The organism is Kitasatospora sp. NPDC024654, from assembly GCF_055559155.1.
Map to the genome: position 1 here is coordinate 1 of NZ_JBVHLF010000016.1, position 25,810 is coordinate 25,810.

Annotated in this window: 20 protein-coding genes and 2 tRNA genes; 16 read left to right on the forward strand and 6 right to left on the reverse strand. The window is 74.2% G+C overall.

Annotated features, from left to right (window positions below; genetic code table 11):
• Positions 1 to 526: 526 nt before the first annotated feature.
• Positions 527 to 1,864, forward strand: coding sequence for a glycosyltransferase 87 family protein (locus tag ACZ38L_RS12560; protein WP_465692016.1), 1,338 nt, complete (start codon positions 527 to 529; stop codon positions 1,862 to 1,864).
• Between the two features lie 95 nt (positions 1,865 to 1,959).
• Entirely contained in the window at positions 1,960 to 3,552 is a 1,593-nt protein-coding gene (locus ACZ38L_RS12565) for a N,N-dimethylformamidase beta subunit family domain-containing protein (RefSeq protein WP_465692018.1), read from the forward strand.
• Between the two features lie 19 nt (positions 3,553 to 3,571).
• Here the strand turns inward: ACZ38L_RS12565 and ACZ38L_RS12570 are convergent, their stop codons facing one another.
• Both ACZ38L_RS12570 and ACZ38L_RS12575 read right to left on the reverse strand, forming a co-directional pair.
• The gene (locus ACZ38L_RS12570) at positions 3,572 to 5,314 is read right to left on the reverse strand and encodes a penicillin-binding transpeptidase domain-containing protein (RefSeq protein ID WP_465692020.1); all 1,743 of its coding nucleotides are present in this window, start codon (positions 5,312 to 5,314) and stop codon (positions 3,572 to 3,574) included.
• Positions 5,315 to 5,511: 197 nt separating this feature from the next.
• Complete coding sequence (locus tag ACZ38L_RS12575) at positions 5,512 to 7,356, reverse strand: dolichyl-phosphate-mannose--protein mannosyltransferase (protein WP_465692022.1); 1,845 nt, start codon at positions 7,354 to 7,356, stop codon at positions 5,512 to 5,514.
• 116 nt (positions 7,357 to 7,472) lie between these two features.
• Here ACZ38L_RS12575 and rsmI point away from each other — a divergent pair, with 116 nt between their 5' ends.
• The 6 genes from rsmI to ACZ38L_RS12605 all read left to right on the forward strand — a co-directional run bounded on the left by rsmI (position 7,473) and on the right by ACZ38L_RS12605 (position 13,996).
• Positions 7,473 to 8,318, forward strand: a complete 846-nt coding sequence (rsmI, locus tag ACZ38L_RS12580; protein WP_396558090.1) for a 16S rRNA (cytidine(1402)-2'-O)-methyltransferase — start codon at positions 7,473 to 7,475, stop codon at positions 8,316 to 8,318.
• Positions 8,319 to 8,641: 323 nt separating this feature from the next.
• Positions 8,642 to 9,142, forward strand: a complete 501-nt coding sequence (locus ACZ38L_RS12585; RefSeq protein WP_465692024.1) for a hypothetical protein — start codon at positions 8,642 to 8,644, stop codon at positions 9,140 to 9,142.
• 93 nt (positions 9,143 to 9,235) lie between these two features.
• The gene (locus ACZ38L_RS12590) at positions 9,236 to 10,114 is read left to right on the forward strand and encodes a TatD family hydrolase (RefSeq protein WP_465692026.1); all 879 of its coding nucleotides are present in this window, start codon (positions 9,236 to 9,238) and stop codon (positions 10,112 to 10,114) included.
• 48 nt (positions 10,115 to 10,162) lie between these two features.
• Entirely contained in the window at positions 10,163 to 11,044 is an 882-nt protein-coding gene (gene rsmA / locus ACZ38L_RS12595) for a 16S rRNA (adenine(1518)-N(6)/adenine(1519)-N(6))-dimethyltransferase RsmA (RefSeq protein WP_465692028.1), read from the forward strand.
• Positions 11,041 to 11,985 carry a 4-(cytidine 5'-diphospho)-2-C-methyl-D-erythritol kinase gene (locus tag ACZ38L_RS12600; protein WP_465692030.1) on the forward strand — a complete coding sequence of 315 codons (945 nt, stop codon included), beginning with the start codon at positions 11,041 to 11,043 and terminating at the stop codon, positions 11,983 to 11,985. The genes rsmA and ACZ38L_RS12600 overlap by 4 nt, the downstream gene beginning before the upstream one ends.
• A 205-nt stretch (positions 11,986 to 12,190) precedes the next feature.
• A complete protein-coding gene (locus ACZ38L_RS12605; RefSeq protein WP_465692032.1) occupies positions 12,191 to 13,996 on the forward strand; it encodes an ABC-F family ATP-binding cassette domain-containing protein in 1,806 nt (601 codons plus the stop codon).
• A gap of 46 nt (positions 13,997 to 14,042) precedes the next feature.
• Here the strand turns inward: ACZ38L_RS12605 and ACZ38L_RS12610 are convergent, their stop codons facing one another.
• A complete protein-coding gene (locus ACZ38L_RS12610) occupies positions 14,043 to 15,992 on the reverse strand; it encodes an FUSC family protein (protein WP_465692034.1) in 1,950 nt (649 codons plus the stop codon).
• A gap of 193 nt (positions 15,993 to 16,185) precedes the next feature.
• Between ACZ38L_RS12610 and ACZ38L_RS12615 the strand changes: the two genes are divergently transcribed.
• The 7 genes from ACZ38L_RS12615 to ACZ38L_RS12645 all read left to right on the forward strand — a co-directional run bounded on the left by ACZ38L_RS12615 (position 16,186) and on the right by ACZ38L_RS12645 (position 23,060).
• Positions 16,186 to 17,529, forward strand: coding sequence for an MFS transporter (locus tag ACZ38L_RS12615; protein WP_465692036.1), 1,344 nt, complete (start codon positions 16,186 to 16,188; stop codon positions 17,527 to 17,529).
• Between the two features lie 101 nt (positions 17,530 to 17,630).
• Positions 17,631 to 17,706: transfer RNA gene (locus ACZ38L_RS12620), tRNA-Thr, on the forward strand.
• A gap of 238 nt (positions 17,707 to 17,944) precedes the next feature.
• Positions 17,945 to 18,613: a response regulator transcription factor gene (locus ACZ38L_RS12625; protein WP_465692038.1), complete on the forward strand. Its 669-nt coding sequence runs from the start codon at positions 17,945 to 17,947 to the stop codon at positions 18,611 to 18,613.
• Positions 18,614 to 18,783: 170 nt separating this feature from the next.
• Positions 18,784 to 19,893, forward strand: coding sequence for a galactose-1-phosphate uridylyltransferase (gene galT, locus ACZ38L_RS12630; protein WP_465692040.1), 1,110 nt, complete (start codon positions 18,784 to 18,786; stop codon positions 19,891 to 19,893).
• Positions 19,890 to 20,870, forward strand: coding sequence for a UDP-glucose 4-epimerase GalE (gene galE / locus ACZ38L_RS12635; protein WP_465692042.1), 981 nt, complete (start codon positions 19,890 to 19,892; stop codon positions 20,868 to 20,870). The genes galT and galE overlap by 4 nt, the downstream gene beginning before the upstream one ends.
• Positions 20,871 to 20,914: 44 nt before the next feature.
• The gene (gene galK, locus ACZ38L_RS12640) at positions 20,915 to 22,051 is read left to right on the forward strand and encodes a galactokinase (RefSeq protein ID WP_465692044.1); all 1,137 of its coding nucleotides are present in this window, start codon (positions 20,915 to 20,917) and stop codon (positions 22,049 to 22,051) included.
• Positions 22,052 to 22,178: 127 nt separating this feature from the next.
• Entirely contained in the window at positions 22,179 to 23,060 is an 882-nt protein-coding gene (locus tag ACZ38L_RS12645) for a LuxR C-terminal-related transcriptional regulator (protein ID WP_465692046.1), read from the forward strand.
• Between the two features lie 11 nt (positions 23,061 to 23,071).
• On the opposite strand, the gene ACZ38L_RS12650 is transcribed toward ACZ38L_RS12645, so the two are convergent.
• The 3 genes from ACZ38L_RS12650 to ACZ38L_RS12660 form a co-directional block, all read right to left on the reverse strand.
• Positions 23,072 to 23,566: a MarR family winged helix-turn-helix transcriptional regulator gene (locus tag ACZ38L_RS12650; protein WP_396558064.1), complete on the reverse strand. Its 495-nt coding sequence runs from the start codon at positions 23,564 to 23,566 to the stop codon at positions 23,072 to 23,074.
• A gap of 100 nt (positions 23,567 to 23,666) precedes the next feature.
• Positions 23,667 to 24,425 (reverse strand): TetR/AcrR family transcriptional regulator, encoded by a 759-nt coding sequence (locus ACZ38L_RS12655; protein ID WP_465692048.1) that lies wholly within the window; start codon positions 24,423 to 24,425, stop codon positions 23,667 to 23,669.
• Positions 24,422 to 25,384, reverse strand: a complete 963-nt coding sequence (locus tag ACZ38L_RS12660) for an acyl-CoA desaturase (RefSeq protein WP_465692050.1) — start codon at positions 25,382 to 25,384, stop codon at positions 24,422 to 24,424. The genes ACZ38L_RS12655 and ACZ38L_RS12660 overlap by 4 nt, the downstream gene beginning before the upstream one ends.
• Positions 25,385 to 25,586: 202 nt before the next feature.
• Between ACZ38L_RS12660 and ACZ38L_RS12665 the strand changes: the two genes are divergently transcribed.
• A tRNA-Gln gene (locus ACZ38L_RS12665) sits at positions 25,587 to 25,659 on the forward strand.
• Positions 25,660 to 25,810 lie beyond the last annotated feature (151 nt).

Consider the following 25,810-nt stretch of genomic DNA (forward strand, 5'->3'; position numbering starts at 1 on the left):
GGTTCGCGACCAGCGCCTCGATCACCTGGCCGTGCGTCAGGTGCGCGCTCGCGTCGATCGGACACAGCTCGTCGACGATCCCAGCGACATCCAGCTGGCGCAGAAACTCGGCAGCGACAGGCAGAGCGCCCAGACGCTTCTCCACCACGGACGTCACCACACACTCAAGGCGCTGACGCTGGGACCGTGACCGCGGGGACCGGGAAGTCATCGACACACCCAGTCAACGCTCCCGACCCCGTCCCGGACACCAGCCAACCGGCCAAACCATCCGAATCACCGATCTGCGAAGTACGGGCCTAGCCGCTGAGAACCGATCTGGCTAGCTCCTGGAGTCTGAGGACAGCGGATGCCCCCCCGCCATACTCTTCACCCCATGATGCCCACCCGTTCGTCCGGAGCGCCCCGCAGCCGCGGGCGGTTCGGCAGCCGCCGCGTCGCGCAGCCGCATGCCGGACGCTCCGTTCGGCTGCCCGGCGGGCATCCGGGCGGGCACCCGGCCCGACCGGAGCCGGGGCGGAAGGCGGTGGGCAGGCCGCGCCGGAGCGGGAGCGCCGCCGGCCCGGCCGGCCATCCGGCGCCGCGGAGCGCGGCGCGAAGCGGCCCGGGCGGCCGGACCCTGCTGGAGCGGCTGGTCGCCGCTCCGGCCGGCGGGCTGTTCGCCCGGCGCTGGGTGCACCTGTTCGGCTGCCTGGTCGCGGCGGGCTGGGCGGCGGCCTTCCCGATCGTCTCCAACCTGCCGAACCAGCGGCTCTGGGGCCTGGTCGCGGCCCCCTCCTACCTGCTGGCCGGGCTCGCCGTGGCGGCGCTGCCGAGGCGCTTCGCGGGCCGGGCCGCGGCCGGGATCGCGCTGGTCGGGGCGGTGCTGCTGCCGCTCGTGCTGCTGGCCGTGCAGGGGCACCGGCAGTCCGAGGTGATGGTGGTCGAGCGCTCGGCCCAGCTGCTGCTGCACACCGGGACCCCTTACCTGCCGGATCCGACCACGGTCTCCGACTTCAACCCGTACCTGCCGGCGATGTCGCTCTTCGGCCTGCCCCGGGCGGTGCTCGGCAGCGGGAACCCGGTCTGCCAGCTGCTCGGCGATGCCCGGATCTGGTTCGCGCTGAGCTTCTTCGGCTGCCTGGTGGCCAGCTGGCGGCTGCTCCGACCAGAGCGCGAGCGGTCGCCGCTGCTCCCGCTGGCGGTGCTGACCGGCTCGCCGCTGATCGCGCTGATGCTGGCCGTCGGCGGGGTCGACCTGCCGCTGATCGGCGTCTGCTGCCTGGCCATGGCGCTGGCCGCCCGGGACCGGACGGTCGCCGCCGGGCTGGTGCTGGCGCTGGCCTGCACGCTGAAGTGGACCGCCTGGCCGGCCCTGCCGGTCGCCGCGCTGCTGCTCTGGCGGCTGTACGGGCGGCGCCCGGCGGCCCGCACGGCGCTGATCGCGCTGCTGGCGAGCGCGGTGGTGATCCTGCCGTACGCGCTGACCCGGCCGCAGGACCTGGTGGACCAGGTGGTGAAGTTCCCGCTCGGCCTCACCGCGGTGAAGACGCCGGCCGGCAGCCCGCTGCCCGGCAAGGTGCTGGCCGACCTCGGGCCGGCCGGGCACACCGTCTCGCTGGTGCTGCTGGTGCTCGGCGGCCTCGCGGTGACCGGCTGGCTGCTGCTGCGGCCGCCGACCACCGCCGTCGCGGCCGCCGACTACCTGGCCGCCGGGCTCACCGTCGGCTTCATGCTGGCCCCGGCCGGCCGCTTCGGCTACCTCGCGCTGCCCGCCGTGCTGGCCATCTGGCCCCGGCTGGCCAGCCACCGGCCGCCCGCCGTTCCGGGTACGGTCAGGTGCGCCCGGGCGGCCGAGGACAGCAGCCTCAGCATCGCCTCTTAGCCCGCCCGGTCCTGTGACGGCCACCGGCGCGCGAGCGCTGAGAACAGGTGAGCGACCATGGGAGGGGTTCCCACGGCTACGAGGAGCGGAGAGACATGGGTGAGCGACGGGTACCGAAGCGCAAGCCCGGGCGGCGGCGGTTCCTGGGGCTGGCCGCGGCCGCCGCGGCAGCCGCGGCCGGCGGCCTGGCGGCCTGCGGCACCAACCGCAGCGCCCAGTCGGCCGAGCAGCAGCGCGGCTACCAGCCGTCCGGCACGGGAGTGGGCGGCTCGAGTCCGAGCCCGCAGGGCGAGGCCGGCAAGGCGGGCAACGCGGACTGGAAGATCGGCAACGCCGGGCCGGACGACGCCATCGAGGGCTGGTCGGACCGGGTGAGCGTGCTGCCGGGCGAGAGCTTCGGCCTGTACGTCTCCACCACCGCCCCAGGCTTCACCGTCTCGGCCTACCGGATGGGCTGGTACGGCGGCGCCCGTGGCCGGCTGGTCTGGAAGTCGGACCGGCTGCCGGGCAGCAAGCAGGAGGCGGCCCACCTCGATCCCAAGACGCGGATGGTCTCCACGTCCTGGGCCAAGAACACCACCGTCGACACCAGTGGCTGGCCCGAGGGAAGCTACCTGCTCCGGCTGGACGCCGACGGCGGGGCCGGCCAGCGCTACGTGCCGGTCACCGTCCGGTCCGCCTCCACCGCGGGCAAGACCGTGATCGTCAACGCGGTGTCGACCTGGCAGGCCTACAACCTCTGGGGTGACTACAACCTCTACAACGGCCAGAACGGCGCCTACGCGACCCGTTCGCTGGTGGTCTCCTTCGACCGCCCGTACCAGTACGCCGACGGTGCCGGGCTGTTCCTGGTGTACGAGGCGCCGCTGATCGCGCTGGCCGAGCGGCTCGGCATCCCGCTCGCCTACACCACCGGGATCGACCTGGCCGGCGACCCCGGCCTGCTCAAGGGCGCCACCGCGCTGATCTCGCTGGGCCACGACGAGTACTGGTCGCCCGAGCAGCGGGCCAACGTCACCGCCGCCCGGGACGCCGGTACCAACCTGGCCATCCTCGGCGCCAACTGCTGTTTCCGCCGGGTCCGCTACGAGGCCTCGCCGACCGGCCCGAACCGCACGGTGGTCTGCTACAAGACCTCGTTCAAGGACGACCCGGGCTTCGCCGCCGGCCACCCGCCCACCAACGACTACCGGGTCAGCCCGCAGGCCGACCCGGAGAGCTCGATGCTGGGCGTGATCTACGACGGCTACCCGGTGGACGAGCCGTACGTGGTGACCAACCCCGGCCACTGGCTCTACGCGGGCACCGGGGTGCAGGCCGGCGACAGCTTCCCGCACCTGGTCGGCGTCGAGTACGACCGGGTCAACACCGGCTTTCCGACCCCCAAGCCGATCGAGATCCTGGCCCACTCGCCGGTCACCTGCGAGGGCCGCAAGAGCTTCAGCGACAGCGCGTACTACACCGTGCCCAGCGGTGCCGGGGTCTTCGCCACCGGCACCATGCGCTGGGTGGAGGCGCTGGACGCCACCGGTGACGGCTCGTCCGGCGCCGACCACTCGATGAACGCCCAGGCCGGCGCGCTCACCCAGCAGGTCACCGAGAACCTGCTGCGCGCCTTCGCGGCGGGCCCGGCGGGTAACACCCACCCGGCCCAGGACAACACCGCGGAGGTCTACGGCAAGGCCTGACCACCCGCCGCGCCGGCCGTCAGCCGGGGTTGCCGACCCTGAGCACCTCGGTGACGGCCGGCAGGGCCGCCTGGGCGCCGAAGCCGCCGCCGATCACCTCGGCGGAGACCGCCAGGTTGTCGCGGTAGCCGGTGAACCAGCTGTTGGTGGGGTTCGAGGGGCTGCCGACCTCGGCGGTGCCGGTCTTGCCGCCGATGTTGCCGGTGAGCCCGTTCGCCAGACCGTAGCCGGTGCCGTCGGACTCGGTGAAGACGGCGTTCATCATCGAGCGCAGGTTGGTCAGCACGCCCTGCGGGATCTGCTGGGCGGCCGGCGTCTGCGGCAGGCCGGCGACCAGGATCGGCTGCTTGAACGTACCGCTCTCCACGGTGGCCGCCACCGAGGCCATCTGCAGCGGGTTCATGGTGACCTTGCCCTGGCCGATGTACTCGGCGGCGGTCTCGTCGGGGCTCTGGCCGGGCCCCGGGACCGAGCCGTCGGCCGAGGTGACGCCGATCTTCCAGTCGCCGATGCCGAAGTAGTTCTTGGCGGTCGCGGCCAGGTCGCCGGACTTCAGGGTCTGGGTGGCCTGCTTGATGAAGGCGGTGTTGCAGGAGACCGCGAAGTCGTTGGTGAAGGTGTTGTTCGGCCGGGCGTCCGAGAAGTCGTTCTTGTAGGTCTGGCCGACCGTGAAGGTGGACGGGCAGGGCATGTTCGCGCTCGGGCTGATGCCGGCCTGGAGCAGGGCGGTCGCCGTGATCACCTTCATGGTGGAGCCGGGCGCGGTGGCGCCGAGCAGCGAGATGGTGTTGCCGGCCGTGCCGGCGTCGGCGACGGCCAGGATCTGCCCGGTGCTGGGCTCGATGGCCACCATGCCGGCCTGGTGGCCCTTGGCGGCCTGCTCCTTCACCGCGTTCTCGGCGGCGGCCTGGACGGTCGCGTCGATGGTCAGCTTGAACGGCTGGCCGGGCTTGGGCGGGGTGATGGTGAAGAGCTTCTGCGGCTGGTTCTTGCCGGTGGGGTCGGTGAGCTCCACGGCGGAGCCGGCGTCGGCCGGGTCGCCGGTGGGCACGTTCTGCTGGAACTTCGCCACGATCCCGGTGAGCGAGGGGAAGCCGGCCAGCGACTTGCCGTTGCGGTCGGTCACCGAGGACGGCGGCGAGTAGATCGGCTGGGTGGTGAGGGTCTCGCCGGCGGTCAGCTGCGGGTGGATCACGGTCGGCGCCCAGTGCACGACGGCGGTACCGTCGCTCATCTTCTCCATGCCCAGGTAGCCGGTGTACTGCCAGACGTTGGCGGTGCCGGTGAAATCGGCCTTGGCGCTGAAGCTCTCCAGGACCTGGTTGGCGGTGCCCGGCGAGCCGGACGCGCTCGCCGACGGGGAGCCGGCGGCGGACGGCGAGGGGGCCGCGGAGGCGGCGGCGGACGGGCTCGCGGTCGCCGAGGCGAAGGCCGCCGCGGTGGCCGGGCCGCTGGCTGCCAGGGTGAGCGCGCTCGGCTTGACGTTGGTCTGGAACGCGGTCAGCGCGGTGAGCGCGCTCTGCGGGTCGTCGGTCAGCTGCGAGGCGCCCGCGAGGTCGCCCTTGGACCAGTCGGCCAGGAAGGTGCTCGCCGTGCTGGCGGCCAGCTCGGCGGAGGGCGGCTCGGCGACCACGGTGCGCGGCTTCGGGGCGGCCGAGCCCTTGCTGCTCGATCCGACCAGGCTGTACGCCCCGTACCCACCGGCCGCCAGCATGACGACGGCGACGGCGGTGACGGCGGCGGTCTTCGCGCCATGGCGCATGATGAGGCTCCCCCGGGGATCTGGCAGAAAGGTCAGGACAGCAAAGCCTAAGCTCCGATCAAGCGGGCTCCCGGAACCGGCTGCCACTCGTGACAGACCTGGTACAGACCCAGGGTCGGCCCGTAACCCGGGCTGACCGGAACCGATCTGGTCGGCTCCGGTCCTGGTCGGACCGGGTGGTGAACCCGTGGTGGGGCTCAGATCCAGGTGGTGAACCACATCCGGGAGCGCCAGTCCGACAGCGGGATGACCTGACCGGTGTAGAGCGGCAGGAAGTAGAGGAAGTTCCACATCACGGCCAGCACCAGCAGGCCGGCCGCCGCCCCGCCGATCAGCCGCCGTTCGCGGGTGGCCGTGGCCGGTCCGATCAGCGCGCCGATCAGCATGGTCACCGCCAGCACCAGGAACGGCACGAAGGCCACGGCGTAGAAGAAGAAGATGGTCCGGTCCTGGTACTCGAACCAGGGCAGCAGGCCCGCACCCAGCCCGCAGAGCACCGCCCCGGCCCGCCAGTCCCGCCGCAGCGCCCAACGGTAGAGGCAGTACGCCAAGCCGATGATCCCGGCCCACCAGAGCAGCGGGGTGCCCAGCGCGAGCACCTCGGAGGCGCACTGGCTCGCCTTGCAGCCGCTCTCCCCGAACCGCGGCGAGTCGTAGTAGAAGGAGACCGGCCGGGCGTCCAGCAGCCAGCTCCACGGGTTGGACTGGTAGACGTGCGGGCTGTGCAGGTTGATGTTGAACTCGTACATCTGGCTGTGGTAGTGCCAGAGCGAGCGCAGGCTGGCCGGCACCCAGCTCATGTCCACCTGGAACGGCATCTTCACCTTGCCGAGGACCGGCAGCGTGACGAACTCGGTGGAGAGCCCGTGCCGCCCGAGCGCCCAGCCGCGGTCGTAGCCGCCCTTGCCCGGCACGGTGCTGCTGGCGAACCAGCCGGCCCAGGACGAGACGTAGACCACCAGTGAGACCAGCACGATCGAGGCGAAGGCCGGCAGCCCGTCCCGGACCAGGGTCGACCAGTACGGCCGCCGGGCCCCGGCCGTCCGGCGCGCGCCGGCGTCCCAGAGCACGGTGAGCAGACCGAAGAACGCGACCACGTACATGCCGCTCCACTTGGTGGAGCAGGACAGGCCCACGCAGACCCCGGCGGCCAGCCGGTACGGGCGCCAGCCGAACCGCATCCGGTGCGCCACCTGCGCGTCGGTGGTCTCGCCGAGCAGCCGGGCGATCCGGCCGCGGGTGTGGTCCCGGTCGAGCAGCAGGAAGCCGAAGCCGGCCAGGATCCAGAACATGACGATCAGGTCGAGCAGCCCGGTGCGGCTCATCACGAAGTGCAGCCCGTCGACCGAGAGCAGCAGGCCGGCCACGCAGCCGAGCAGGGTGGAGCGGAAGAGCCGGCGGGCGATCCGGGCGAGCATCAGGATCGAGAGCGTGCCGAGCAGGGCGACCATGAACCGCCAGCCGAACGGGTGCATCCCGAAGATCTGCTCGCCCAGACCTATGATCCACTTCCCGACCGGCGGGTGGACGATGAAGGACGGCGCGCTGGTGTAGGGGATGGTCTGGTGCGGCAGCAGGATCTGCCCGTTGGCGTCGTCCGGCCAGGCGATCTCGTAGCCGCCGTGCCAGAGCGCGTAGGAGTCCTTGGCGTAGTAGGTCTCGTCGAAGATGATCGCGTTCGGGCTGCCCAGGTTGGTGAACCGCAGCACGCCGCCGAAGACCGCCACCGCCAGCGGACCCAGCCAGCCGGACCAGCGGCAGACCCAGGCCCACAGCCCGGCCGGAACGCGGATCCCGGCGCGCCGCAGCAGCGGCGGGGGCGCGACGACCGCCGGGGTCACCCCGGGGCCGTCCGGCATCGGCGGCACCAGCCGCTCGGCGAGCGGGGTCCGCTCGGGCGCGCGGTAGCCGTGGCCGGCCAGCCGGGCGCGCCAGCCGACGCCCGCCGGGCGGGCCGGACCGGCCTCCTCGGAGCCGTCGGGGCCTGCCGCGGGGCCCGCGGGGGCCTCCGCCACCGTCTCTGCTGCCGTCTCGCCACTCACCCGGACATCGTAGGGGCGCCTTCCTACGGCAGGGCCGCTCCCTCCGAAGCTGCCCGGTTCGTCACCAATCTCCCGGGAATCTCCGGGCGCTCCCCGCGGCCTGCGAGGATGGCCGGGTGACAGGTGTACTGGTGCTGGCAGGAACCCCCATCGGCGACGTCGCGGACGCGCCGCCCCGGCTGCTCGCCGAGCTGGCCTCGGCGGACGTGATCGCGGCCGAGGACACCCGGCGGCTGCGCCGGCTGACCCAGGCGCTCGGCGTGACGCCGGCCGGCCGGGTGCTCTCCTACTTCGAGGGCAACGAGGTCGGCCGGACCCCGGAGCTGGTCGAGGCGCTCACCGGCGGCGCCCGGGTGCTGCTGGTCACCGACGCGGGCATGCCCTCGGTCTCCGACCCCGGCTACCGGCTGGTGGCCGCCGCGGTCGCCGCGGACGTCAAGGTCACCGCCGTGCCCGGCCCGTCCGCGGTGCTCACCGCGCTGGCGCTCTCCGCGCTGCCGGTGGACCGGTTCACCTTCGAGGGCTTCCTGCCGCGCAAGGCCGGCGACCGGGCCCGCCAACTGGCCGAGATCGCCGCCGAGCCGCGCACCATGGTCTTCTTCGAGGCCCCGCACCGGATCGCCGAGACGCTGGCCGCGATGGCCGACGCGTTCGGCGCGGACCGGCCGGCCGCGGTCTGCCGGGAGCTCACCAAGACCTACGAGGAGGTCAGGCGCGGGCCGATCGGCGAGCTGGCCGAGTGGGCCGCCGAGGGGGTGCGCGGCGAGATCACCGTGGTGGTCGGCGGCGCTCCGCCGGCCGCGCCCGCGGAGCTGAGCCCGGCGGAGCTGGCCGGCCGGGTGGCCACCCGGGAGGAGGCGGGGGAGCGGCGCAAGGAGGCGATCGCTGCGGTCGCGGCGGAGCTGGGGCTGCCGAAGCGGGAGGTCTTCGACGCGGTGGTGGCGGCCAAGCACGGCGGCTGAGCGGGGGCCGGTGGGGCTGTTGGGGCCTTCCCGGTCGTCCCGCGCGTCCCGGCCCGCCCGCGCGTACCGTGGAATGACGGGCGCCCGCCGCGTACGCCGGTCGTCGAAAAGACCTCCGCGCACGCCGGGCAGTCCGTTGGAAAAGGTAAAGCGGATACCCGATAAACCCTCGCTGAGCTGCGGGTTTATCGGGGATTCGTACAGGGATGTCCAACACCCGGCCAAGTCTCGGCAAGCCGGGTATCGCCCCAGGGCGCTTGGGCATTCCATCGGATGGAAAGACCCGGACCGGACGAACGTCCGGCGGGCGCTGGGAGACCGCGATGAGCGAGACAATCGGTAGCCCTCTGGGTGGCACCCCCGGGACCGGCCTGAAGCCGGGCCCGGATCAGGAGCCGGCCACCCGCCCCGGACCCGGCGAGCCGTCGGCCGCCAGCTCCGCCGCCGTGCTGCGCGGAGCGGTGGACGTGGTCCGGGAGGCCTACTCCTTCGCGTGCCTGAGCTGCGGTTACGGCTGGGAACAGGCGTACGACATCGAGCACCACCGGGCCCGGGACGGGCACACGGTGATCCAGTACCGGGCCAACGGCGTCCGGGTTCCGTCTCCGCTGCTCAAGCCGAGCTGCCCGGGCTGCGGCGGCCACACCGTGCGGATCATGCGCGCCGGCCGGGTCGCCACCGTCGAGCACAACTGGCACCACGCGCCCGGCTACGCCGCGCACGGCGAGCCCGCCGCCCCGTCGGCCACCCCGGCCGCGTCCGCGCCGACCGGACCGCGCCGGCTGCGGACCAGGTGGTACCAGTTCTGGCTGCCGAAGGCGTAGCTCCCCGCCCGCAGGGCCGTCCTCACCGCGGAAGAAACGGTTCGGGGGCGGCCCCGCCGCGTGGTCGGGCCCGCGCGGTTAGGCTCGGGGACCATGGCTGCCAAGGACGACGACCGCTCCACCCCGCCCCCGCTGCCCGCGCCGCTCGCGGTGCCGGTGGCCGACTCGCACACCCACCTGGACATGCAGTCCGGCACTCCGGAGGAGGCGCTGGCCAAGGCCGCCTCGGTCGGGGTCGACACCGTGGTGCAGGTCGGCTGCGACCTGCCGGGCTCGCGCTGGGCGGCCGAACTGGCGGAGCAGTACCCGCAGGTGCACGCCGCGGTCGCGCTGCACCCGAACGAGGCGCCGCGGATCGTGCTCGGCGACGGGGACGGCTGGTCCGGGCAGCGCCGCTCGCCGGGCGGCTCGGCGGCGCTCGACGAGGCACTGGCCGAGATCGACCGGCTGGCCGCGCTGCCGCAGGTGGCCGCGGTCGGCGAGACCGGGCTGGACTACTTCCGCACCGGCCCGGAGGGGGTGGACATCCAGAAGGAGTCGTTCCGCCGGCACATCGAGATCGCCAAGCGGCACGGCAAGGCACTGGTGATCCACGACCGGGACGCCCACGAGGACGTCATCGCCGTGCTGCTGGCCGAGGGCGCGCCCGAGCGGACGATCTTCCACTGCTACTCCGGCGACGCCGAGATGGCCAAGGTCTGCTCCGAGCACGGCTGGTACCTCTCGTTCGCCGGCCCGGTCACCTTCAAGGCCAACCAGCCGCTGCGCGACGCCCTCGCGGTCACCCCGCTGGACCGGGTGCTGATCGAGACGGACGCGCCCTTCCTGACCCCGCACCCCTACCGCGGCCGTCCCAACGCCCCGTACCTGATCCCGGTCACCCTCCGCTCGATGGCCGCCACCCTGGCCCTGCCCGAGGACACCCTGGCCGCGGCGATCGCCGGGAACACCGCCCGGGCCTTCGGCTACTGAGGCAGGTCGTCGAGCCGTGAGGGGTGGGACCGCCCTTATCCTTAGGCGGTGAGTACCACCGATCCCGCCTCCGACAGCCACCTGCTCGGCGCCTCCGACATCCGGGAGCTGGCCGCCGCGCTCGGGGTCCGCCCGACCAAGCAGCGTGGGCAGAACTTCGTCATCGACGCCAACACCGTGCGCCGGATCGTCCGGGCCGCCGAGGTGACCGGCGAGGACGCCGTGGTCGAGGTCGGGCCTGGGCTCGGGTCGCTCACGCTGGCGCTGCTGGAGGTCGCCGCGCACGTCACGGCGGTGGAGATCGACCCGCTGCTGGCCCAGCACCTGCCCAGCACCATCGCGGCCCGGATGCCCGCCCGGGCCGGCGACTTCGACCTGGTGCTGAGCGACGCGATGGAGGTCACCGAGCTGCCCGGCCCGGCGCCGACCGCGCTGGTCGCCAACCTGCCGTACAACGTGGCCGTGCCGGTGCTGCTGCACATGCTGGCCACCTTCCCCAGCATCGAGCGCACCCTGGTGATGGTGCAGTCCGAGGTCGCCGACCGGCTCGCCGCGCGGCCCGGCAGCAAGGTGTACGGGGTGCCCTCGGTGAAGGCCAACTGGTACGCGGAGGTCAAGCGGGCCGGCGCGATCGGGCGCAACGTCTTCTGGCCGGCGCCGAACGTCGACTCCGGTCTGGTCTCGCTGATCCGCCGCGAGCCGCCGACCACCTCGGCCACCCGGGCCGAGGTCTTCGCGGTGGTGGACGCCGCGTTCGCCCAGCGCCGCAAGACGCTGCGGGCCGCGTTGGCCGGTTGGGCCGGCTCGCCCGCCGCCGCCGAGCAGGCCCTGGCGGCCGCCGCCATCGACCACACCCTGCGCGGCGAGATGTTGACGGTGGAGCAGTTCGCCGCCATCGCCGAGCACAAGCCGAAGGTGCCCGTGCTGTGACCCACTCGCCCGCCGCCGGTTCGGTCACCGTACGGGTGCCCGCCAAGGTCAACGTCCAGCTCGGGGTCGGCGGCCGCCGCCCGGACGGCTTCCACGACCTGGCCAACGTCTTCTTCGCGGTCGCGCTCGGCGACCAGGTGACCGCCACGCCGGCCGAGGAGGGCGTCACCCTCAGCTGCACGGGCCCCGACGCCGACCAGGTCCCGCTGGACGGCAGCAACCTGGCCGCTCGGGCCGCCCGGCTGCTCGCCGCGCACCACGGCGTCGAACCGCGGGTCCACCTGCACATCGCCAAGGACATCCCGGTGGCCGGCGGGATGGCCGGCGGCAGCGCCGACGGTGCCGCCGCGCTGGTCGCCTGCGACGCGCTCTGGGAGCTGAAGACCCCGCTGCCGGTGCTGCTGGAGCTGGCCGCCGAGCTGGGCTCGGACGTGCCGTTCGCGCTGCTCGGCGGCGTGGCGCTGGGCCGCGGCCGGGGCGAGCTGCTGGAACCGCTGCCGGTTACCGGCGCCTTCCACTGGGTCTTCGCGGTAGCCGACGGCGGCCTCTCCACCCCCGCGGTCTTCGCCGAGTGCGACCGGCTGCGCGAGGTGGGCGGCACCGGCTCCGCCGACACCGACGTGCCCACCCCGGACGCCGACCCGGCCCTGCTCGCCGCGCTGGCCGCCGGCGACCCGGCCGCGCTGGCCGCCGCGCTCGGCAACGACCTGCAGGCCGCCGCGCTCTCGCTGCGTCCGGCGCTGGCCGACACGCTGCGCGCCGGCACCGCGGCCGGCGCGCTTGGCGCCCTGGTCTCCGGCTCCGGCCCGACCTGCGCCTTCCTGGCCGCGGACGCGGAGTCGGCGGCCGCCATCGCCACCACCCTGGCCGCCTCGGGCACCTGCCGTACGGCCCGGGCCACGCACGGCCCGGTCCCGGGCGCGGAGGTTCTGCCGGAGTGACCGGCGGTCACCCTTGGGGGTGATCGCCCGTTGCCGTCGCGCGGCCCCACCGACGCCGCCGGGCCGCTGGAGGTCCGCCGCGCCGCCGCGGCCGGTCGCGGGCCGCGGCGGCCGGGCCGGTGGGCCGCGAGCTCGGGCGGAGGAGCTCGAGGCCGGCCGACTACTCTTGGGAGCCCAGTCCACCGAACCCAGGAGCGCAGCGCACGTGGCCGTCAACCTCGCCACCATCGAGTCCGTCACGAAGGTCTACGGCACCCGGGCCCTTCTGGACGGGGTCAGCCTCGGCGTCAGTGAGGGCGACCGGATCGGCGTGGTCGGCCGGAACGGGGACGGGAAGACGACCCTGATCCGGATGCTGGCCAAGCTGGAGGAACCGGACACCGGCCGGATCACCCACTCCGGCGGCCTGCGGATGGCCGTGCTCACCCAGCACGACTCGCTCGACCCGAAGGCCACCATCCGGCACGAGGTGATCGCCGACCGGGCCGACCACGAGTGGCTGGGCGACGCCCGGATCCGCGACATCATCCAGGGGCTGTTCGGCGGCCTCGACCTGCCCGGCTTCGCGAACGGCCTGGACACCGTGATCGGCCCGCTCTCCGGTGGCGAGCGCCGCCGGATCGCGCTGGCCAAGCTGCTGCTCGGCGAGCCCGACCTGATCGTGCTGGACGAGCCCACCAACCACCTGGACGTCGAGGGCATCGCCTGGCTGGCCGAGCACCTGCGGAACCGCCGTTCCGCGCTGGTCTGCGTGACCCACGACCGGTGGTTCCTGGACCAGGTCTGTACCCGGATGTGGGACGTGCAGCGCGGCGAGGTCCGGGAGTACGAGGGCGGCTACTCCGACTACGTCTTCGCCCGGGCCGAGCGGGCCCGGATCGAGGCCACCGAGGAGAGCAAGCGGCAGAACCTGGCCCGCAAGGAGCTGGCCTGGCTGCGCCGCGGCGCGCCCGCCCGGACCTCCAAGCCGCGCTACCGGATCGAGGCCGCCAACGCGCTGATCGCGGACGTGCCGGAGCCGCGCGACAAGTCCGAGCTGATGAAGTTCGCCAACGCGCGGCTGGGCCGGACGGTCTTCGAGCTCGCCGACGTCACCGTCAAGGCCGGCGACAAGCTGCTGCTGGAGCGGCTGACCTGGAACCTCGGCCCGGGTGACCGGATCGGCCTGCTGGGCGTCAACGGCGCCGGCAAGACCTCGCTGCTGCGCGCGCTGCAGGCGGCCTACGCCTCGCAGGGGGACGTCCAGCCGACCGGCGGGGTGATCAAGGTCGGCAAGACCGTCCGGTTGGCCTACCTCTCCCAGGAGGTGGCCGAACTCGACCCCGCCACCCGGGTGTTGCAGGCCGTCGAGCAGGTGCGCTCGCGGGTCGACCTCGGCAAGGGCCGGGAGATGAGCGCGGGCCAGCTCTGCGAGCAGTTCGGCTTCGGCAAGGACAAGCAGTGGACCCCGCTCGGCGACCTCTCCGGTGGTGAGCGCCGCCGGTTGCAGCTGCTGCGGCTGCTGATGGACGAGCCGAACGTGCTCTTCCTGGACGAGCCGACCAACGACCTGGACATCGAGACGCTCAACCAGCTGGAGGACCTGCTGGACGGCTGGCCCGGCTCGATGATCGTGATCAGCCACGACCGGTTCTTCATCGAGCGGACCACGGACACCGTGTACGCGCTGCTCGGCGACCGGCGGATGCGGATGCTGCCGAACGGCGTGGACGAGTACCTGGAGCGGCGGGCCGCGGTGGTCGCCGCCGCGGTGCCGGTGGCCGTGCCGGCCACGGTCGGCGGGCCGGCGAAGTCGGCGGGGGACACCCGGGCCGCGAAGAAGGAGCTCCAGCGGATCGAGCGGCAGATCGCCAAGCTGGAGCAGCGGGAGGCCAAGCTGCACGCCCAGCTCGCCGAGCACGCCGCGGACTTCGGCAAGGTCGGTGAGCTGGACGGGCAGCTCCGCAAGGTGCTGGAGGAGAAGGAGGAACTGGAGCTCTCCTGGCTGGAGTTGGCCGAGGAAGCCCAGTAGCAGCTCCGGTGGCACCGGAGTTGGGCCGACCGGACGCGAACTCCGGTCAGCCCAGCAGCTGTTCCAGCTCCCCGGCGGCCCGGGCCAGCGCGCTGTGCGCCGGGTTGTGCGGCTCGGTCGGCCGTGCGGTGCGGCCGGTCGGCGGCCGGTGTGCCCGGGCCGCTTCGGTGAGCCGGTCGAGGGCCGCCAACACCCGCTCCACCTCGGCGGGTTCGGGTTGCTGGCTGCCGTAGCGCAGCTGCGCCGCGTAGGCCGCGACGGCGCCGCTGAGCCGTTCCAGCGCGGCGGTGGCCGGTAGCCAGGCCTCCGCCTGCCGCCCGGCCGGGGGCGGTTCGGCCAGCCCCTGGCGCACCTCCGCGCGGGCGTCGGCCAGCGCCCGGTACGCGGTGCGCCGCAGCCAGACCTCGGCCACCGGCGCCCGGTCCGGCCGTACCACCGCGCCCAGGTAGCCGCGCACCGCCCCGGCCGCCGCGACGATCCGTGGCTCCAGCCGGTGCGGCGGCCGCTCGGGCCAGAGCAGGTAGCCGAGCACCAGCACGATCACGCTGGCCAGCACGGTGTCCAGCACCCGCGGCCAGAACTCGGCCACCCCGCTGCCGCCGGCCAGCTGGATCAGCACCAGCGCCATCGGCGTCATCACCGCGGTGTTCAGCCCGTAGTGCGCGGCGACCGTGTAGGGCAGCAGTGCCACGCAGACGGCGGCGATCGCGGCGAGCACCCAGTGGTCGGTGGTGAGCACGAGCACGCCGGCGGTGAGCATCACCCCGAGCACGGTGCCGACCGAGCGGCTGACGGCCCGCAGGAAGACCGAGCCGAGATCCGGCTTGAGCACGAAGGCCACCGTCATCGGCACCCAGTAGGCACGGTTCAGCGGCAGCGAGGCGGTGGCCGCGGTGGCGGCGGCGATGCAGAGCGCGACCCGCAGGCCGTAGCGGACCGAGCCGCGGGAGAGCAGTCGCACCCGCAGCCGCCACGGGTCCGCGGGTGGCGCGCTGGCGGTGCGCACGGCGGTGGCCGGGTCGGTCGGCCGGCCGGCCACCGCGTCGGCGGCGGTCCGCAGCGCGGCGTCCAGCGCGCGCAGCGCGGGGGTGCCGGGCGTCCAGTCGGGCACCGCCACGGCCGGCGGCTCGCTGCCGGGCCCGTGGTCCGGTCCGGCCGCCGGCCCGTCGTCCGCGACCAGCGCGGCGGCCAGCCGACCGGGCAGCGCGGCGATCTCCGGCGGGACCGGGCGGCGGGCCCAGAGCAGGGCGGTGGCGGTCTCGGAGGCGGCCAGCGCCGCCTCGTAGGCCCGGCGCACCCGCTGGTGCCGCGGCGATTCGAGGCGGTTCGGGTGCGGGTGCGGCAGCAGGTCCTGCGCCTGGTTCAGTCGGGCGGTCAGCACCCGGCGGGCGGTAGGCCCGTCGGGGGTGTCCAGCGTGGCCAGCAGACCGCCCAGCGCCTGGTAGACGGTGGCCAGCGCGCGGACCCGCGGGTCGGTCGCCGGCCGCGACCGGTAGCGCAGCCCGAGCAGCAGCACCAGCCCGGCGCCCAGCAGCATCATCGGCGCGCCCGCCCACCACGGGTGCGGCGCCGCCATTCCGCCACCCAGCGCCGCCGACACCAGCAGCAGCATCCCGGCCGCCGAGCCGCGCGGCCCGGTCGCGCTGACCGCGCCGGAGACGAAGCCGACCGCGATGAGGGCCAGGCCGGCCGCCTCGGTGCCGACCCGGTGGTGCTGCAGGGTGGCGCCGACCAGCATCCCCAGCGCGGAGGCGGCCAGCGCCGGCGCGATCCGCCGCAGCCGCAGCGCGGTCGGCTCCACCCGGTCGTTCATCGTGGCGTGCATCGCGCCGAGCCCGGCGAACACCCCGAGGTCCAGCCGGCCGGTGGCCAGCCCGGCGAAGAGCGGGACGGCCATGCCGAGCGCCGCACGGACCATCAGCTGCCAGGGAAGCGCGGGACGGGCCGGGCGGGCCGCCCGGGCCCACCAGGCCGGGCCGTCGGGGGTGGGTATCACGTCGGTCCCGTCGGTGCAGGTGCAGGTGCAGGTGTCGATGGCGCGGAGGGGGTTCCCGCCCCCTCCAACCTGCCACACCACCCGTCGATTCCCACGATCGGGCGTACGCCCCCGGGGTGGCCGCGAACGGTCCGCGCCCTCGTCACCCGGGTGGCGGTTGGTCGGCGGGTGCCCGCCCGGCAGGGTCGGGGCCATGGTGACTGAGCTGGCGTCAGAGCGGGACCCGGGCCTGGCGAGGGTGGCGGTGGCCGCCTTCGTCGGGACGGCGATCGAGTTCTACGACTTCTTCCTGTACGGGCTGGCCGCGGCGCTGGTCTTCGGGCGGGAGTTCTTCCCGGTGCTCGGCGCGACCGAGGCGCTGCTCGCCGCGCTGTCGGTGTACGCGGTGGCGTTCGTGGCCCGGCCGGTCGGCGCGGTGTTCTTCGGCCACTTCGGCGACCGACTGGGGCGCAAGGCCGTGCTGGTGATCTCGCTGCTGCTGATGGGGCTCTCCACGGCGGCCGTCGGGCTGTTGCCCGGGTACGGCCGCTGGGGGCTCTGGGCGCCGCTGGCGCTGGTGGTGCTGCGGTTCTGCCAGGGCCTGGGGCTGGGCGGCGAGTGGGGCGGCGCGGCGCTGCTGCTGGCGGAGTACGCGCCGGCCGGCCGGCGCGGGCGGTACGCCGGCTTCCTGCAGCTCGGGCCGTGCGCCGGCTCGCTGCTCTCCGGCTCGGTCTTCCTGGCCCTATCGGCGACCCTCAGCGACCGGGACTTCGCCGGCTGGGGCTGGCGGGTGCCGTTCCTGGGCTCGCTGCTGCTGGTCGGGGTGGGGCTGTTCGTCCGGCTGCGGATCGCCGAGACGCCGGTCTTCGCCCGGCACGCGGCGGCCGAGCGGCCGGCCGTGCCGGTGCTGGAGGTGCTCCGCGGGCACTGGCGGCCGGTACTGCTGGGCGCCGGGATGCTCTCGTTCGGCTACGCGCTCTTCTACCTCAGCGGCACCTACGCGCTCGGCTACGCGACCGGGCAGCTGGGCCTGGACCGGACGCTGATGCTCACCCTGCAGCTGCTCGCCGCGCCGCTCGGGGCGCTGACCGTCTGGTTCGCCGCGGGTGCCTCGGACCGCTGGGGGCGGCGCCGGGTGACCCTGCTGGCGACCGGGCTGGCGGCGCTCTGGTCGCCGTTGATCTTCCCGCTGCTGGAGAGCCTGCGGACGACGCTGATCCTGCTGTCGCTGGCCGGTACCTCGGCGCTGCTCGGGCTGCTGCTCGGGCCGGTCGGGGCGTACCTGCCGGAGCTCTTCCCGACCCGGGTGCGCTACACCGGTGCCGCGCTCACCTACAACCTCGGCGGGGTGATCGGCGGCGGGACCGCGCCGCTGCTGGCGACCAGGATGACCGCGGTCTACGGGACGGCGACCCCGGTCGGCTGGTACCTGGCCGGGCTGGGTGTGCTGGCGCTCTGCTGCCTGCGGGGGCTGACGGAGACCGGCGGGTGCGATCTGACGGTGGAACAGGTGGACCAGGCGCGGCGGGCCGGCGGGCCGGCGGCCTCCACCGCCTGAGCGCGGGCGCGCGGGCCGGTGCCCGGCGTGGAGTCCCGGGCGGGCACCGATTTCCCAAGCCGCCCGATGACCATGTAAAGTCTTCCTCGTTCGACCGGTTCGCCCCTATAGCTCAGTCGGTAGAGCGTCTCCATGGTAAGGAGAAGGTCTGCGGTTCGATTCCGCATGGGGGCTCCATCGAGAAGGCCTCCGCCATCACGGCGGGGGCCTTCTTCGTTGTCCGCCGGGCGGTTGCCCGGCGGCTGCCCGGGCGTTGCGGGGCGGCCTTCGGCCGTCCGCTCTTTCGTTATCCTCCCCCCAGCTCCCCGTGCTGGCGTCCGGGTGGCGGATGCGCTGTGATGGTGCGTCAACAGTGCTGTGGCGTACGACCGGTACGCGTCGCGCGGGCTTCGCGCAGGGTACGGGGGAGGGCGCCGTGGGCGTGCGGCTCGTGGTGGTCGACGATCACCGGTTGCTGGCCGAGGCGCTGGCCGCCGCGCTGCAGGTGCGCGGGCACCGGGTGCTGGCGGTGGGCAGCCCGTCCGGTGCCGCGGTCGACCTGGTGGTGCAGCGCCGCCCGGAGGTCTGCCTGCTCGGGGTGGCCCGGCCGGGTGTGCCGGGGGTCTTCGCGCCGGTGCGGCGGCTGCGCCAGGAGCGCCCGGAGGCCGCCGTGGTGGTGCTCGGCCCGGTGGACGACCTGCGGGCGGTGGCCGGCGCCTTCGCGGCGGGCGCGGCGGGGTACGTGCGCAGCGACGAGCGGATCGAGGTGGTGGACCGCGCGATCGGCCGGGCCAGGGCCGGCGAGGCCGCGGTGGCGGTGGAGGTGCTGCAGGCCTCCTTCGAGCGGCTGCTGCACCCGGTGCGCGAGCCGGACGACGAGGCGCTGCGGCTGCTGGGCGCGCTCACCCGGCGCGAACTGCAGGTGCTGGCGCGGATCGCGGAGGGTCAGGACACCCAGGAGATCGCCCAGGGGATGGGGATCGCGCCCAGCACCGCCCGGACGCACGTCCAGCGGGTGCTGATGAAGCTGGGCGCCCGGACCCGGCTGGAGGCGGCGGCGGTGGCGGACCGGACCGGGCTGCTGGCCCGGTTGGTGCGGGACTAGGGAGCGTTGGTGCGGGACTAGGAAGCGGAAGAAGCGAGGGCGGGCGCCACCGGGCGCCCGCCCTCGGTGCTTTTCCGGGCGTCCGCGCGCGTGCCGCACTGTTGACTGCTGATGGGTAATGTTTGATTATGTTGGCAGCCCGGCGGACGAAGGCAGCAGAGGCGGAGACCGTGCGGAAGACGACGACCAAGCTGGCGGACGGTCGCGAGCTCATCTACTACGACCGTGACGAGTCGGTGTCGCGCGACGCGCCGGACCGGCGGCCGCTGGAACCGGTGGCCAGCCTCTCCGAGATCCGCCGCGACCCGGTGCTCGGTGACTGGGTCACCGTGGCGGCCCACCGGCAGGGCCGCACCTACCTCCCGCCCGCCGACGAGTGCCCGCTCTGCCCCTCCCGCGAGGGCCGGCCGAGCGAGATCCCGGCCGCCGACTACGACGTGGTGGTCTTCGAGAACCGCTTCCCCTCGCTGGCCGCCGACGCCGCGGCGCGGGTCGCCGCGCTGGACGAGCCGCTGCGGCAGGGGCGGCCGGGCACCGGCCGGTGCGAGGTGGTCTGCTACACCTCCGACCACCAGGCGTCGTTCGCCACCCTCGGGGAGGCCAAGGCCCGCCTGGTGCTGGAGGCCTGGACCGACCGCACCGCCGAGCTGTCCGCGCTGCCGGACGTCCGGCAGGTCTACTGCTTCGAGAACCGCGGCGCGGAGATCGGCGTGACGCTGGCCCACCCGCACGGTCAGATCTACGCGTTCCCGTTCACCACCGCGCGCACCGGCCGGATGCTTGCCTCCGCGGCCGAGCACCGGGCCCGGACCGGCCGCAACCTCTTCGAGGACCTGCTGGCCGCCGAGCGGGCCGATCCCGTCCGCGTGGTGGCGGCCGGCGAGCACTGGACGGCCTTCGTGCCGTACGCGGCCCGCTGGCCGTACGAGTGCCATCTCTACCCGAACCGCCGGGTGCCCGACCTGACCGCGCTCACCGAGGCCGAGCGGGCCGAGTTCCCACGCCTCTACCTGGACCTGCTGGGCCGTTTCGACCGGCTGTTCGGGCCGCCCGGCCCGGGCGGCGGGCCCGGCCCCGGGCCGACCCCGTACATCGCCGCCTGGCACCAGGCACCCCGGTCCGGCGGGGAGGAGCTGGCACTGCATCTGGAGCTGTTCACGATCCGACGTACGGTAGGCAGGCTGAAGTTCCTCGCCGGGGTCGAATCCGGCATGGACGCGTTCGTCAACGATGTGTCGCCGGAGGCGGCGGCACACCGCCTGCGGGAGGTCGCAACATGAGCAAGTACCTGGTCACCGGGGGTGCCGGCTACGTCGGCAGCGTGGTCGCCGCCCACCTGCTGGAGGCCGGGCACACCGTCACGGTGCTGGACGACCTCTCCACCGGCTTCCGCGAGGGCGTGCCGGCCGGCGCCGCGTTCGTGCACGGCCGGATCCAGGACGCCGCGCGGGTGCTCGACGACTCCTTCGACGGGGTGCTGCACTTCGCCGCCTCCTCGCAGGTCGGCGAGTCGGTGGCGGACCCGGAGAAGTACTGGCGCAACAACGTGGCCGGCTCCCTGGAGCTGATCAGCGCGATGCGCGAGGCCGGGGTGCGCCGGCTGGTCTTCTCCTCCACCGCGGCCTGCTACGGCGAGCCGGAGGCGGTCCCGATCGCGGAGACCGCCCGCACCGCCCCGACCAACACCTACGGCGCCACCAAGCTGGCCGTGGACCACCTGATCACCAGCGAGGCGGTCGCCCACGGCCTCGCCGCGGTCAGCCTGCGCTACTTCAACGTGGCCGGCGCGTACGCGAGTTCGTCCGGCGCCACGTACGGCGAGCGGCACGACCCGGAGTCGCACCTGATCCCGCTGGTCTTCCAGGCGGCGCTCGGCCAGCGCCCGCACATCGCCGTCTACGGCGACGACTACCCGACCCCGGACGGCACCTGCATCCGCGACTACATCCACGTCGCCGACCTCGCCGAGGCCCACCTGCTGGCGCTGGACGCCGCGAAGCCGGGCGAGCACCTGATCTGCAACCTGGGCAACGGCAGCGGCTTCTCGGTCCACCAGGTGATCGAGTCGGTCAAGCGGGTGACCGGCCGGGAGATCCCGGTGCAGATCGCCGCGCGCCGGGCCGGCGACCCGGCGGTGCTGGTCGCCTCGGCCGAGCGGGCCCACCAGGCGCTGGGCTGGAAGCCCAAGCGCCCCGAGCTGGACGACATCGTGGCGGACGCCTGGGCCTTCACCGTGGCCAAGGCCCAGGCCGAGTAGGACAGGCCGAGTAACTGGTCCGCCGTCGGCGGAGGCGGGAGCGCGTGGTGCGGGGCGAGTTCGAGCGGGTCTTCGGCGGCTCACCGGAGGGGGTCTGGGCGGCGCCCGGGCGGGTCAACCTGATCGGTGAACACACCGACTACAACGACGGGTTCGTGCTGCCGATCGCGCTCCGGCAGTCCGTCCGGGCGGCGGCCCGGCGGCGCTCGGACGGACTGCTGCGGCTGTTCAGCGCGCAGGGCGACGGCCGGCTCGCCGAGCTGGCCGCCGACCGGCTGGCCCCCGGTGACACCGTCGGCTGGACGAGCCTCCCGGCCGGGGTGGTCTGGGCGCTGCGGGAGGCCGGGCACGAGGTGGGCGGCGCCGACGTCCACCTGGACAGCGACCTGCCGATGGGGGCCGGGCTCTCCTCCTCGGCCGCGCTGGGCTGCGTGGTCGCCGCGGTCTACCGCGACCTCTACCGGCTGGACCTGCCGCCGGCGGCCGCGGCGCTGGTCGCGCGGCGGGCCGAGAACGTCTTCGGCGGGGTGCCGTGCGGGGTGATGGACCAGATGGCGTCGTCCTGCTGCACGGCCGGGGCCGCCCTGCTGCTGGACACCCGTGATCTGACGTGGCGTCAGATCCCGTTCGAGCTCGCGGCGCACGACCTGCGACTACTGGTGGTGGACACCCGGGTGAAGCACGACCTGGCGGACGGCACCTACGCGGCGCTGCGGGCCGGCTGCGAGCGGGCCGCCGAGCTGCTCGGGCTGCCCGCACTGCGCGACCTCGCGCCGGACGGGCTGTCCGCGGCACTGGACCGGCTGCCGGCCGACCTCGGCCCGCTGGTGCGGCACGTGGTGACCGAGAACGCCCGGGTCGGCCAGGCGGTGGCGGCGCTGGACGCCGGCGACCCGGCCGGGCTCGGCCCGGTGCTGACGGCCGGCCACGCCTCGCTGCGCGACGACTTCCGGGTCTCGTGTCCGGAGACCGACCTCGCGGTGGAGGCGGCGCTGGCGGCGGGCGCGCTGGGGGCCCGGATGACCGGCGCGGGCTTCGGCGGCTCGGTGATCGCGCTGGTCCCGGCCGACCGGGCGCCGGAGGTCACCGAGGGCGTGACCGCGGCGTTCCGGGAGGCCGGGTACGCCGTGCCGGGCGTCTTCACCGCGGTGGCCTCGACCGGCGCCCACCGGATCGACTGACGGGACCGGCTGACCGGGGCGGCCCGTTCTGACCGATTTTCACCGAACTCCTGCCGCGTCGCAGTCATCCCCGTACTCTGAGTCCGGTATCGGTGGGGGCCGACGCCCGAGCAGGGGGGATACCGACATGGCGCGGATCCGCGTCCTGGTGGTCGACGACCACCGCATCTTCGCCGAGGCCCTGGCTACGGCGCTCTCCGCCGAGCCGGAGATCGAGGTCGGCGCGGCCGGCAGCGCGCCCGCCGCCGAGCAGGCGCTGGTACGCGCCGCGGCCGACGGCCGGCCGTTCGACGTGCTGTTGGTGGACGCCGACCTCGGCTCGCCCGCCGCGCTCGGGCCGCCCCGGCGTCCCCGGGCGGCGGTCGAGCCGGATCCCGCGCCGGCCCCGGTGCGCCGCACGGTCGGCGTGGTGCCCGCGCCGCGGCAGGCCGGCAGCGCGCTGGCCGGCCGGGTGCCGCCCGGTGCGCGCCCGGTGCCCGAGCCCGCGGCGGACGGGCGGCGGGCGGCCGACGGCATCACCCTGCTCGGCCGGGCCTGCCAGAGCCACCCCGGGCTGCGCGCGGTGGTGCTGGCCGCCGAGGACGACCCGCGGCGCGCCGTCCGCGCGCTCTACGCCGGGGCGGCGGGCTGGGTGGCCAAGGAGAGCTCGCTGAGCCGGCTGCTGGCCGTGGTGCGCGGGGTGCTGCGTGGCGAGACCCATCTGCCGCCCGCGCTGCTGACCGGCGTGGTACGGGAGCTGACCACCGCGCGGCGGGACCGGACCGAGAGCGAGCGGCTGGTGGACTCGCTCACCCCGCGCGAGAAGCAGGTGCTGCGCTGCATGGTGGCCGGGATGGGGCGGCAGGCGGTGGCCGAGCGGCTGTACCTCTCCCCGCACACCGTGCGCACCCACATGCAGAACGTGCTGGGCAAGTTGGGGGTGCACTCGACGCTGGCCGCGGTGGCGCTGGCCCGCCGCGCCGGCATCGCGCCGGCGGACCCGCCCGCGGTGGCGCCCGCCGGACCCTGACGGGTCGTCCGCTACGGGAGGTTGTCGAAGGGCGCGACCAGCTGCCGCAGCAGGGCGGCCAGCTCGGCCTGTTGACCGCCGGACAGCTCGGAGAGCAGCTGGCGCTCGTGGTCCAGCAGGCCGGCCAGCGCCTGGTCGGCCCGCTCCTGGCCGGAGCGGGTGAGCCGGACCAGCACCCCGCGCCGGTCGTCCGGGTCGGGCAGTCGTTGGACCAGGTCCTTGCCGGCCAGCCGGTCGATCCGGTTGGTCATGGTGCCCGAGGTGACCAGGGTCTGGGTGAGCAGCTGGCCGGGGGAGAGCTGGTAGGGCTCGCCGGCCCGCCGCAGGGCCGTCAGCACGTCGAACTCCCAGGGCTCGAGCCCGTGCTCGGCGAAGGCGGCACGGCGGGCCCGGTCCAGGTGACGGGCGAGCCGGCTGACCCGGCTGAGCACCTGGAGCGGTTGCACGTCGAGGTCGGGGCGCTCTCGGCGCCATGCTGCGACCAGGCGGTCGACCTCGTCCTCCATGGCGATCAGTGTATCGGTGGTTCTGTCGATATGAAGCCTCTTGATGTCGAGAAAACCGCCAGGACGCCGGAGGGTGTCCGGGAGGTTTCAGGACGGGGCCTCAGTTCTGCCGGTCGCCGACCAGCTTCGGGTGGCGTTCCATCCCCTCGAGCCCGTGCCAGGCAAGGTTGACCAGGTGGGCGGCGACCTCGGCCTTCTGCGGCTTGCGGACCTCCAGCCACCACTGCCCGGTCAGCGCCACCATGCCGACCAGCATCTGCGAGTACATCGGGGCGAGCCGGGGGTCGAAGCCGCGGGCCTTGAACTCCAGTCCGAGGATGTCCTCGACCTGGGTCGCGATGTCGCTGATCAGCGAGGCGAAGCTGCCGGTGGACTGGGCGACCGGGGAGTCCCGGACCAGGATCTTGAAGCCGTCGGTGGAGGTGTCGATGTAGTCCATCAGCGCGAAGGCGGCCTGTTCCAGCAGCTCCCGCGAGTGCCCGCCGGTGAGCGCGCCGGTGACCATGTCCAGCAGCAGCTGCATCTCGCGGTCGACCACCACCGCGTAGAGCCCCTCCTTGCCGCCGAAGTGCTCGTAGACCACCGGCTTGGAGACGCCCGCCCGCTCGGCGATCTCCTCCACCGAGGTGCCGTCGTAGCCACGCTCGGCGAAGACCGAGCGGCCGATCTCCAGCAGCTGCTCGCGGCGCTGCTTGCCGGTCATCCGGACCCGCGCGCCGCGCGCGCGGGCCGGAGCCGCGGAGCCCGTCCGAGCGGCGCCCTGCGGGCTCGCCCCGGCACGTGGGGGCGGGCGGTGGCCGTCTGCGGTGTCTCCTGTGCTCCCGTTCACCCCTCCATCATGCTTCAGGTGACGGGTCATGCGACGCGCCGGGCGGCGATGCGCCCGGCGTCGGGCCAGCGGACGTCCCGCGCCCAGCCGGCCAGCTCGAACCAGCGGATCAGCCGGGCGGAGGAGTCGATCTGGCCGCGCAGCACCCCGTGCCGGGCCGAGGTCGGGTCGGCGTGGTGCAGGTTGTGCCAGGACTCGCCGCAGGAGAGCACGGCCAGCCACCAGACGTTGCCGGAGCGGTCCCGGGAGCGGAACGGCCGGTCGCCCACCGCGTGGCAGATCGAGTTGATCGACCAGGTGACGTGGTGCAGCAGCGCGACCCGGACCAACGAGCCCCAGAAGAAGGCGCTCAGGGCGCTCTGCCAGCTGTCGCCGACCAGCCCGCCGACCAGCGCCGGCAGCAGCATCGAGATGGTGGTCCAGAGCCAGAACAGCCGCGAGACGGTCCGCAGGTCGCGGTCCTTGACCAGGTCGGGGGCGTACACGTGCTGCGGGGTCTGCTCGGAGTCGAAGAGCCAGCCGATGTGCGCCCACCAGAGGCCCTTCAGCAGGGCGGGTACGGTCTCGCCGTAGCGCCAGGGCGAGTGCGGGTCGCCGGCCTTGTCGGAGAACTTGTGGTGCTTGCGGTGGTCGGCCACCCAGCGGACCAGCGGGCCCTCCACGGCCAGGCTGCCGGCCACCGCCATGGCGATCTTCAGCGGGCGGTTGGCCTTGAAGGCGCGGTGGGTGAAGTAGCGGTGGTAGCCGATCGTGATGCCGTGGCAGGCGGTGAAGTACATGACCGTCGCGATGATCACGTCGGTCCAGTCCAGCCCCCAGCCCCAGGCCACCGGGACGGCGGCCAGCAGGGCCAGGAACGGCAGCACGATGAAGAGGGCGAGGGCGAGGCGCTCGGCGGGACCCTGCTTCTCGCCGCCGAGGGTGGCGGAGATCTGCGAGGCGGGGGTGGGGGCGGCGCTCATGGGCGCTTCGCCGGCCTGGACGGTCATGGGGGCGTCCCTTGGGGAAAGGAGCTTGCGGTGGAGGCGGAGCCTACGTTTGCGTAACCTACGGCATCGTAGGTACTGCGGGTGGTCGATGGGAAGCGCAGCGCGGCCGACCGGGGCACTCGTGCGGGTGGCGTGATCGTCACACTCGGGATCGGTGGCGATACCCAGCCGGCTGACGACTCCGGTATGGTCTGAGCAGCCATCCGCCGTGGGGTAATCGGCAGCCCGCAGGCCTTTGAAGCCTTGCAGTGTTGGTTCGAATCCAACCGGCGGAGCACCAGGTCGGGGGGGGGGGGGGGGGGGGGGGGGGGGAGGAGAGGAGAGGGGGGGGGGGGGGGGGGGGGGGGACCAGCCGGAGGTCGACAGGGAGGGAGGCGGTGGTGCGGATCGACGTCTTGGTGGTGCCGTGCACTAGGACGTCGGCGG

What these genes read in the sequence shown, in the direction of transcription:
- ACZ38L_RS12585 (WP_465692024.1), top strand. Translation starts at nt 8,642, where the DNA reads ATGAGCGAGACAATCGGTAGCCCTCTGGGTGGCACCCCCGGGACCGGC.
- ACZ38L_RS12650 (WP_396558064.1), bottom strand. Translation starts at nt 23,566, where the DNA reads ATGGAGGACGAGGTCGACCGCCTGGTCGCAGCATGGCGCCGAGAGCGC.
- ACZ38L_RS12655 (WP_465692048.1), bottom strand. Translation starts at nt 24,425, where the DNA reads ATGACCCGTCACCTGAAGCATGATGGAGGGGTGAACGGGAGCACAGGA.
- galE (WP_465692042.1), top strand. Translation starts at nt 19,890, where the DNA reads ATGAGCAAGTACCTGGTCACCGGGGGTGCCGGCTACGTCGGCAGCGTG.
- ACZ38L_RS12565 (WP_465692018.1), top strand. Translation starts at nt 1,960, where the DNA reads ATGGGTGAGCGACGGGTACCGAAGCGCAAGCCCGGGCGGCGGCGGTTC.
- ACZ38L_RS12660 (WP_465692050.1), bottom strand. Translation starts at nt 25,384, where the DNA reads ATGACCGTCCAGGCCGGCGAAGCGCCCATGAGCGCCGCCCCCACCCCC.
- ACZ38L_RS12570 (WP_465692020.1), bottom strand. Translation starts at nt 5,314, where the DNA reads ATGCGCCATGGCGCGAAGACCGCCGCCGTCACCGCCGTCGCCGTCGTC.
- ACZ38L_RS12615 (WP_465692036.1), top strand. Translation starts at nt 16,186, where the DNA reads ATGGTGACTGAGCTGGCGTCAGAGCGGGACCCGGGCCTGGCGAGGGTG.
- ACZ38L_RS12645 (WP_465692046.1), top strand. Translation starts at nt 22,179, where the DNA reads ATGGCGCGGATCCGCGTCCTGGTGGTCGACGACCACCGCATCTTCGCC.
- ACZ38L_RS12590 (WP_465692026.1), top strand. Translation starts at nt 9,236, where the DNA reads ATGGCTGCCAAGGACGACGACCGCTCCACCCCGCCCCCGCTGCCCGCG.